The organism is Novosphingobium sp. ST904 (assembly GCF_001298105.1).
Taxonomy (GTDB): Bacteria; Pseudomonadota; Alphaproteobacteria; order Sphingomonadales; family Sphingomonadaceae; genus Novosphingobium.
On record NZ_LGJH01000145.1, the window covers coordinates 84,131 to 91,645 of the forward strand.

The 7,515-nt window shown below is 63.5% G+C and carries 3 protein-coding genes, 1 tRNA gene and 3 pseudogenes; 3 read left to right on the plus strand and 4 right to left on the minus strand.

Annotation, left to right across the window (positions count from 1 at the left end; translation table 11 throughout):
* Nucleotides 1-122: 122 nt before the first annotated feature.
* The 3 genes and pseudogenes from ADT71_RS35010 to ADT71_RS13850 all read right to left on the minus strand — a co-directional run.
* Nucleotides 123-413, minus strand: a pseudogene (locus ADT71_RS35010) (AHH domain-containing protein); the annotation flags it as partial.
* Nucleotides 414-425: 12 nt separating this feature from the next.
* Nucleotides 426-1,274 (minus strand): hypothetical protein, encoded by an 849-nt coding sequence (locus ADT71_RS13845; protein ID WP_231635875.1) that lies wholly within the window; start codon nucleotides 1,272-1,274, stop codon nucleotides 426-428.
* A gap of 17 nt (nucleotides 1,275-1,291) precedes the next feature.
* The gene (locus tag ADT71_RS13850) at nucleotides 1,292-1,765 is read right to left on the minus strand and encodes a flavodoxin family protein (RefSeq protein ID WP_054437670.1); all 474 of its coding nucleotides are present in this window, start codon (nucleotides 1,763-1,765) and stop codon (nucleotides 1,292-1,294) included.
* Nucleotides 1,766-1,845: 80 nt separating this feature from the next.
* Between ADT71_RS13850 and recJ the strand changes: the two genes are divergently transcribed.
* Complete coding sequence (gene recJ, locus ADT71_RS13855; protein ID WP_054437672.1) at nucleotides 1,846-3,648, plus strand: single-stranded-DNA-specific exonuclease RecJ; 1,803 nt, start codon at nucleotides 1,846-1,848, stop codon at nucleotides 3,646-3,648.
* Nucleotides 3,649-3,776: 128 nt separating this feature from the next.
* Nucleotides 3,777-3,851: transfer RNA gene (locus ADT71_RS13860), tRNA-Glu, on the plus strand.
* Nucleotides 3,852-4,009: 158 nt separating this feature from the next.
* Here ADT71_RS13860 and ADT71_RS30360 read toward each other — a convergent pair.
* Nucleotides 4,010-4,791 (minus strand): annotated as a pseudogene (locus ADT71_RS30360) (IS5 family transposase).
* Between the two features lie 913 nt (nucleotides 4,792-5,704).
* Between ADT71_RS30360 and ADT71_RS13875 the strand changes: the two are divergent.
* Nucleotides 5,705-6,716 (plus strand): annotated as a pseudogene (locus ADT71_RS13875) (IS110 family transposase); the annotation flags it as partial.
* Nucleotides 6,717-7,515 lie beyond the last annotated feature (799 nt).

The following is a 7,515-nucleotide window of genomic DNA, read 5'->3' on the forward strand; positions in this document are numbered from 1 at the left end:
AGCAGCGGCTTGCGCCTGCCGTCCTCCAGCAGAAGACGCCGCAAGGCCCGCCGCAACAGCCCGAGCCTCATCGTTGCACGCACTGCAGCGCCGCGCGGATCGCGCAGGCGCTGCACCGTCCAGTCCGCCTCGATCAGCCCTACCCGCTCTATCACCAGTTCGGTGTAGCGCCGGTGCGGCCCCCGATGGAGCGGAAGGCCCATGCGCAGTGCGGCCCGCTCATCACAGGGCAGCAGCAACCCGTTCTCCCGAAAGTCCGCGAAGCGCCTGCGTTCGCCCAGCGCCCCGAACATCGGCGAAAAAACCCCGCGAACAAGGACCTGTCTCGGCAGCAGGTGGTGGCGTTGCAGCCCCGCGTCATAGTCAGGCAGCCCCTTGCGGTTGACCGCACGGAAAGGAATGAACTGTCCCAGAAGCGCGCGCCGTCAGCCGCCGCGCCAGACCCAGATCTGCCGCCCCACTTGCGAAGGTTCGGCCAACAGGTTCCCGCCCGGCGCTTCGATCTCGCGCGGTTCGGTCAGGCGGCCATTGCGGACCAGATAGTCAACCACCCGGATCGCCAGCTTGATGGCATCAGCCGGCGGCTCCCCGTCCCGCGCCTCCAGTTGCATCTCCTGCCCGATGAACCGGGAGAGCCCTTTCGTTGCGATGCTTCCGTCACTGCCAGCAGCCAGCGCCGTCAGCCCCAGCGCAGGGAAGGCCCCGCCGGCCAGCCAGTTCATCACGACGCGCGCAAAATAGCGCGGCTCCATCAGCGTGCCGGCAGACTGCCAGGCGACCGCAGCCACCGGCAGTTCAAGCGCCAAAGCCGCCGCGATACCCACCTGCGTCCGCACGACCGGAAGCAATCCGGCGCCGCCAGCGATATGGCCGCCGGGCACTAGGTCCACGGCTTCGAGCGCGCAGGGCGCCTGAATGTCATCGAAACCATAGCTGTGCGGCGCCTCGACCGCGGCAGCCGCGCCTGCGGGAGACAGGCCCAGAAGATCGAACGTCAACCCGCTGGAAAGGAGTTCCAGCCAGCCTTCGTCCGGGGGTGGGCGAAAGCTGACGCGGGCGGCTACCCCGCCGGACTCCGCCGTTTCGAGCAGATCCGCTATTCTATCGGCGGAAGGCCGCAACCCTGCGGGAAACAGCAATGACACGCCGTTGCGCGGCGCATTTTCACGCAGCAAGTTGCCGGGCAGAGCCAGATTCTCCGAGACGTGCGTTCTCACCCGTCCACTAGGCACGAATTCGTCCGGCACGTCGAGCCCCGTTTGTCCTTTGTGCAACCAGTTCGGTTCAATCTTCAGAAAATGCCGAGTTGCAGGCCTTCGGCAAAGGCCGCTCCGAGATCGCGGCAGGCTTGTAGGCGCGCTTCCGGTACGGTCTTCTCCGCGCGGATACGTTCGGGTGTCTGCGCCTCGAGGTTCACGATCAGCGGCTCGGCCACGCGCTTCAGCCGCCATCCGGTGACGATTCGGTCGATCTGGGTCTGCGCGCCGACCCCGTCCGATCCGGCGGAAATCGCGGTTGCATAAGGCCGCCCCTCGACCCGGCCCAACATCGGGTAGTAGCAGCGGTCGAACATTTCCTTCATCTGCCCGGACATGCTGCCGAGGTTTTCCGGGCAAACGAAGACATAGCCCTTGGCGCCCAGCAGGATCGCAGGCATCGCCTCGGCCGCCGTGATCAGCACGGCTCCATCGCCTCCACCCTGCGCGATCGCCGCAGCCATGGCCCGCGAAGCGCCCGTGCGGCTGTGCCAGATTATCGCCAGCATGCACCTTCTCCTGTCCCGATCGACTTACTATCGAACCGCCGGCCTTCCCGCGCCCCTGCTGTTAGTCTAACCGGGTCCGCATGGCTTCGCGACCCGTTCCTTCCGTACTCGGCATAGATCGTTCCCTCACCGGCAAATCCTGGCGCTGGCGAGGTGGCAACATGGACATTTCGGATTCCTCGTCCGGCTTCCCGAGCGGGCTGGAGGACGACATCGTCACCCAGATCCTGCTTTCGCGCGGTGTCCCGCGTGAGGATCTGGAGCGCCACCGCACCCCTTCACTGCGCGCCTTCCTGCCCGACCCATCCGAATTCCGCGACATGGATGCCGCGGCCGAGCGCGTGGCGCAGGCGGTGATGAGCAACGAGACCGTGACCGTCTACGGCGATTACGACGTCGACGGCGCCACCAGCGCAGCACTGCTGATCCTGCTCCTGCGCCAGCTAGGCCACGAAGCGAAATATTACATCCCCGACCGGCTGCTCGAAGGCTATGGCCCCAGCGGCGAGGCACTCGTGCGGATCGCGGCGGAAGGCTCCAGCCTGATCGTGACCGTTGACTGCGGCGCCATGGCTTACGAGGCGCTGGAAATGGCGCACGGTGCGGGCGTCGACGTGATCGTGGTGGACCACCACAAGTGTGCGCCCGTGCTTCCCCGCGCCGCCGCACTGGTCAATCCCAACCGGCTCGACGAGAGCGAACTGGCGGCAGGCCACGGTCATCTCGCCGCCGTGGGCGTAGCATTCCTCCTCGCCGTCGCCATCGTGCGCACCCTGCGGCAGCGCGGCTTCTTCGAAGGGCGCCGCGAGCCCGACCTCTTCGCCCTGCTCGACCTCGTGGCCCTGGGCACCGTGGCCGACGTCGCCGCGCTCCACGGGCTCAACCGCGCGCTGGTGGCGCAGGGGCTCAAGATCATGGCCAAGCGCGAGAATATCGGGATGTCGGCCCTGATCGACGCGAGCCGTCTCAGCCGGGCACCGACATGCTCCGACCTCGGCTTCGCGCTCGGCCCCCGGATCAATGCGGGCGGCCGGGTGGGAGAATCGACCCTCGGCGTGCGCCTGCTGACCACCACCAATCCCGACGAGGCGCGCGAGATCGCGGCCCAGCTTTCCCGCCTGAACGACGAGCGGCGCGGGATCGAGCAAGTCGTGCAGGAAGCCGCCGAGGCGCAGCTCGAACGCCAGCACAATCGGGCAGTGATCATCGTTTCCGGGGCCGGCTGGCATCCCGGCGTGATCGGCATCGTCGCCGGGCGGATCAAGGAGAAGACCGGCAAGCCCACCCTGGTGATCGCCATGGACGCCGATGAGGCGGGCAACGGCAAGGGATCGGGCCGCTCGATCCCCGGCGTGGACCTTGGCGCGGCCATCATCGCCGCGCGCGAGGCCGGGCTTCTGGTGGCAGGTGGCGGCCACGCCATGGCCGCAGGCCTCACGATCGCACCGGACAAGCTGGACGCGCTGTCGGAATGGCTCGATTCGCTGCTGGCTGCCGATGTTTCGCGGGCGAGCGCCAACCAGTCGATGCTGCTCGACCTCGCGCTGGCTCCCGGAGGGCTCACCCCGGCGCTGGTGGAGACGCTGGAGAGCGCCGGGCCGTTCGGCATGGGCTGGCCCGGCCCGCGCGTAGCCGTGGGCCCTGTACACATCATCAAGGCCGACACGGTTGGCGCCGATCACCTTCGCCTGATCGTTGGTGGACAGGACGGCGGGCGCTTCAAGGCGATGGCCTTCCGCTCTGCCGAGACCGAAATGGGACAGGCGCTGCTTCACGCGTCGCAGGGACGCCGTCTCTGGCTCGCAGGACGGGCCAAGATCGACGACTGGGGCAGCCGCCCCCAGGCCGAACTTCACATCGACGATGCCGCTTTCGCGGACTGAAATCCGCCCGTTTTCGAGGGCCCTGGCAGGAAGTGTCACAAGGAGTTCAAATTATTCGCAATGAGGGGGTTGACCCCCATTGGGACCGCCGCTAGAGGGCCGGTCCTGCCTCCGGCGCAACCCGGTACGGCCCCTTCGTCTAGCGGTTAGGACGCGGCCCTTTCACGGCTGAAACACGGGTTCGATTCCCGTAGGGGTCACCAGTCTTTTCAAGCACTTAGCTTGCATCACGCCTCCAAAAATTTGTGTGATCTAATATGGGTCTAATATCCGGGCGCGAATAATCTCGAACGCCAGCGGACAGGTCGCGTGGGCAAGAGGCTATTTTTTCCATAACAAAGATCGATCTAGCAGGCTCTGCCTAGGTCGCGTTGACAAAATGCTTCAGCCAGAGCCTTGCTGCGGCGAGGTTGAGGAAGCTGAGGTAGGATAGCGCGGTTTTCTCGAAGCGTGTTGCGATGCGGCGCTGTTGTTTCAGGAAGCTGAACATGCGCTCGACCCGGTTGCGATCGCGGTAGCGGCGATAATCAGGATGCTCTGGTGCTTTGCGGTTCGAGCGCGGCGGGATAACGGGTAGGATGTTTCTCAGGAGCAGGTCTTCCCGAAAGCGGTCGCCATCGTAACCCTTATCGGCGAGCAAGGCGGCAGGCTTTGGCACCGGCATAGCCATCAAGCTATCAACACCGCCGTAATCGGAAGCTTCGCCGCCTGTCAGGTGGAAGCCGAGAGGGAGGCCTTGATTGTCGCAGCGGGCGTGGACCTTGCACGTAAAGCCGCCGCGTGATCGACCAAAAGCCTGCGCACAAGCCCCCCTTTTCCGCCAACTGCCGAGACATGGCCGCGAACCGTGGTGCTGTCGATCATGTGCTGCCAGTCGTCGGTCAGGCCGAGATCGACCAGCGTTTGCAGCATGGCATCCCAGACGCCCTGCTCAGCCCAACGGCGGAAGCGGACGTAGACCGAGTTCCACTTGCCGTATCGCTCATGCATGTCGCGCCAGGGGCAGCCAACCCGTAAGACGTGCAGCATCCCGTTCAGATAGCGTCGATTATCGCCGGCAGGACGAGCATGCCTGCCTCGCTCGGGCGGAAGCAGCGGCCCGATCAATTCCCATTCTGCGTCGCTCAGGTCGCCGCGATCCATGACTGCCCTTTCAAAAGGCAGGCTTGAATCAGAACTCAACTCGATTGGGAATCCCTTTTGTCAACGCGACCTAAAGGAGGGGGGGAGCTCTCGCCTCCTACGTCTTCAATGGCACAGGTACGGTAGATGCGGCGCAGTATGCTGCTTCCCAAGTATGGGCCTCGATTGCCGTCCCAGCAGGTTATCGCGATTTGAGCCATGTGGTCTCAAACGGAACAAGATCCTACTATGAAGGTCCCGCCAATCATGCCAGCACACGCGCAACCAAGGCACTTCAGAAATTTCTAAAAGGCCTTAAATAATAAGTACTGGATTGAGAAATTCGCCACACATTACGTCCTTTGCATGTACTCTCTCTGATTGTGACAGCCTTCACTGCTCTAACGCTTGGAAATGCCTCTTCTGCGCGCACTGCAGCGAACGATGCCTCACGATCTGTCAGACTTGAAGGCATGAACTATGCTCAGGGCCGGAAAATTGTACTCCACTATGGATGGAAGCCAGTGTCCGGCCCCTGTAGCGGTCCCATCAGTTCTGAAGTTTGCGAGCAATATCCTGAAATTGATGTCTGCTCTGGAGTGTTCCCCGGATACTGCGGCATGATCTTTGCAAAGGACAGTCGATGCTTAATTCTGACCACCAAAGGCGGTGCTCCCATGGGGGAAATGGCCGATGATACGAACATTGAGCAAGTGACATTCCGGAAGGGGAATTGCGCAAAACGTTCATCAAAATAGATAGCAATCCCAAAAAGCAATCAAGCCCGCCACGAGAAACAAGGGCAAGGGCAAGGGCAAGGGCAAGGGCAAGTGCCTTCCGTAATCGGGGCAAGGGTTCCGGCGAACCGGGAGGCGCGGTGGTGGCGGCATCTGCGGTACAAACTGATCCTGTGAAACAACGCAGGAGACGGACGATGGAGTACTTTGCGGGCCTCGACGTGTGGGTAGACGAGACGGCGATCTGTGTGGTCGACGACAAGGGCGAAGTGCATCTTCGCGTGGCGGTGCCGACGGATCCGGAGGCGGTGTACCTGGCGTTGAAACCTTATGTGCGGCGGCTGCGGCGGGTCGGCCACGAGGCCGGAGCGCTGTCGCCCTGGCTACATCCGGAACTGGCGGCGCTGGGCCTCCCTGCGGTCTGTCTGGAGACGCGCCATGTCCGTGCGGCGATGGCGGCGCAGCGCAACAAGACCGACGCGGCGGACGCCTTGGGGATCGCCCATATCATCCGCACCGGCTGGTACCGGACGGCCTTCGTGAAAAGCGAGGCGTGCTATCGGCTGCGATTGCTGTTGACCCAGCGCCGCAACCTGAAGCGCAAATTTCTCGATCTCGAGAACAGCATCCGCCATTCGCTCAAGGCGTTCGGCATCCGGATCAAAGGGGTTGGCCGCACTGGTTTTGCCCCGGCGGTGCGCGAGGCGGTAGCGGACGACGCGTTGACCGCCGAGCTGATGGAGGCGATGCTGGCCGCGCGCGAAGCCCTGTGGATCGAGTATGGCCGGTTGCACAAGCTGGTGATCCGGGTCGTCGCGGCAAACGAGTTGTGCCGCCGCTTCCTGCAAATTCCCGGGGGTGGGGCCCATTGCGGCCCTGAGCTTCATGACGGCGATCGATGATCCGGGCCGATTCCGACGATCCCGGGATGTCGCCGCCTACTTCGGACTGACCTCTCGGCGGTGGCAGTCGGGGTCGTCGATCGATGTCCAGGGACGCATCAGCAAGGCGGGCGATGCCGACGTTCGGCGCGCGCTTTACGAGGCCGCCTCAGCGCTGCTCACGCGGTTCAAGGGCAAGGACAAACTGCGCACCTGGGGGCTGGCGCTGAGCAAGCGCGGCAATCACCGCAAGGCGACCGTGGCGGTTGCCCGCAAGCTGGCGGTGATCATGCATGCGATGTGGACGGACGGCACGTTTTACATGGGCGATGCGTAGGCGAGCGCGCAGGACATCGCCGCCCGGGCCACCGTAAAAGACCTTCGGTTGCTGGGCGCGCTGGCCAAAACCGCGCCCGTCGCCAACGGCTGACAACGCCATGGGAGTGACCGCCAACCGATAGGGAGATCCGCTCCGGCGGATGAGGATCAGTGCAGACCATCGACGACGGAAAGCGCGATATCTTGCTTGCGAACGGGGCTCTTCACCGAGCGGCTCCGGAACGCGCCCAAATGCCTGTGATGTTGCTCCCTCTTGCCGATCAAAGGGTGCGCCGCGGCGGTTGGAATGCTGCTTTGATGCAGCTGGAACAGCCCGTCGCTGAGCGCGGAGGACTGCACGGCGCACTGAACCTCGATACCGGAGACGCGCCAGCACGGCTTGAGACCTCTGCGGAATGGCGCGGACGACTGCGATGGCGTAGAATGGAGAAGTGGCGATGGCGACGAAGATGAAAGCACTGGAACCGATTAGGACCGCAAGATAAAAGGAATGCCCCCCGCGGGGTAACCTATTGTCCGCACATCGTTTTTTGAGGAGATTGATGGCACCATGGGGAGAATCATGGTGCCATCGTGGTGATAGATGGGCTGTAAAGCACTGTAATTACGGCTTCTTTTACGAGTTCCGGATGGAGCCATGCCGGAAATCAGGGGGCAGGGCCCAGGGCTTCCTGAAAAAGCCGTAGCGCGGTGACGTTGTGCAGTCCGACGTCGTCGATGGTGATGCCCAGGGTACCCATCCGTGATCTGCCCCCTTCTGAGTCGTCCAAAATAACAGAGATTTTGGA

Coding starts and splice junctions, on each gene's coding strand:
- recJ (WP_054437672.1), top strand. CDS start 1,846: ATGGCTTCGCGACCCGTTCCTTCCGTACTCGGCATAGATCGTTCCCTC.
- ADT71_RS13850 (WP_054437670.1), bottom strand. CDS start 1,765: ATGCTGGCGATAATCTGGCACAGCCGCACGGGCGCTTCGCGGGCCATG.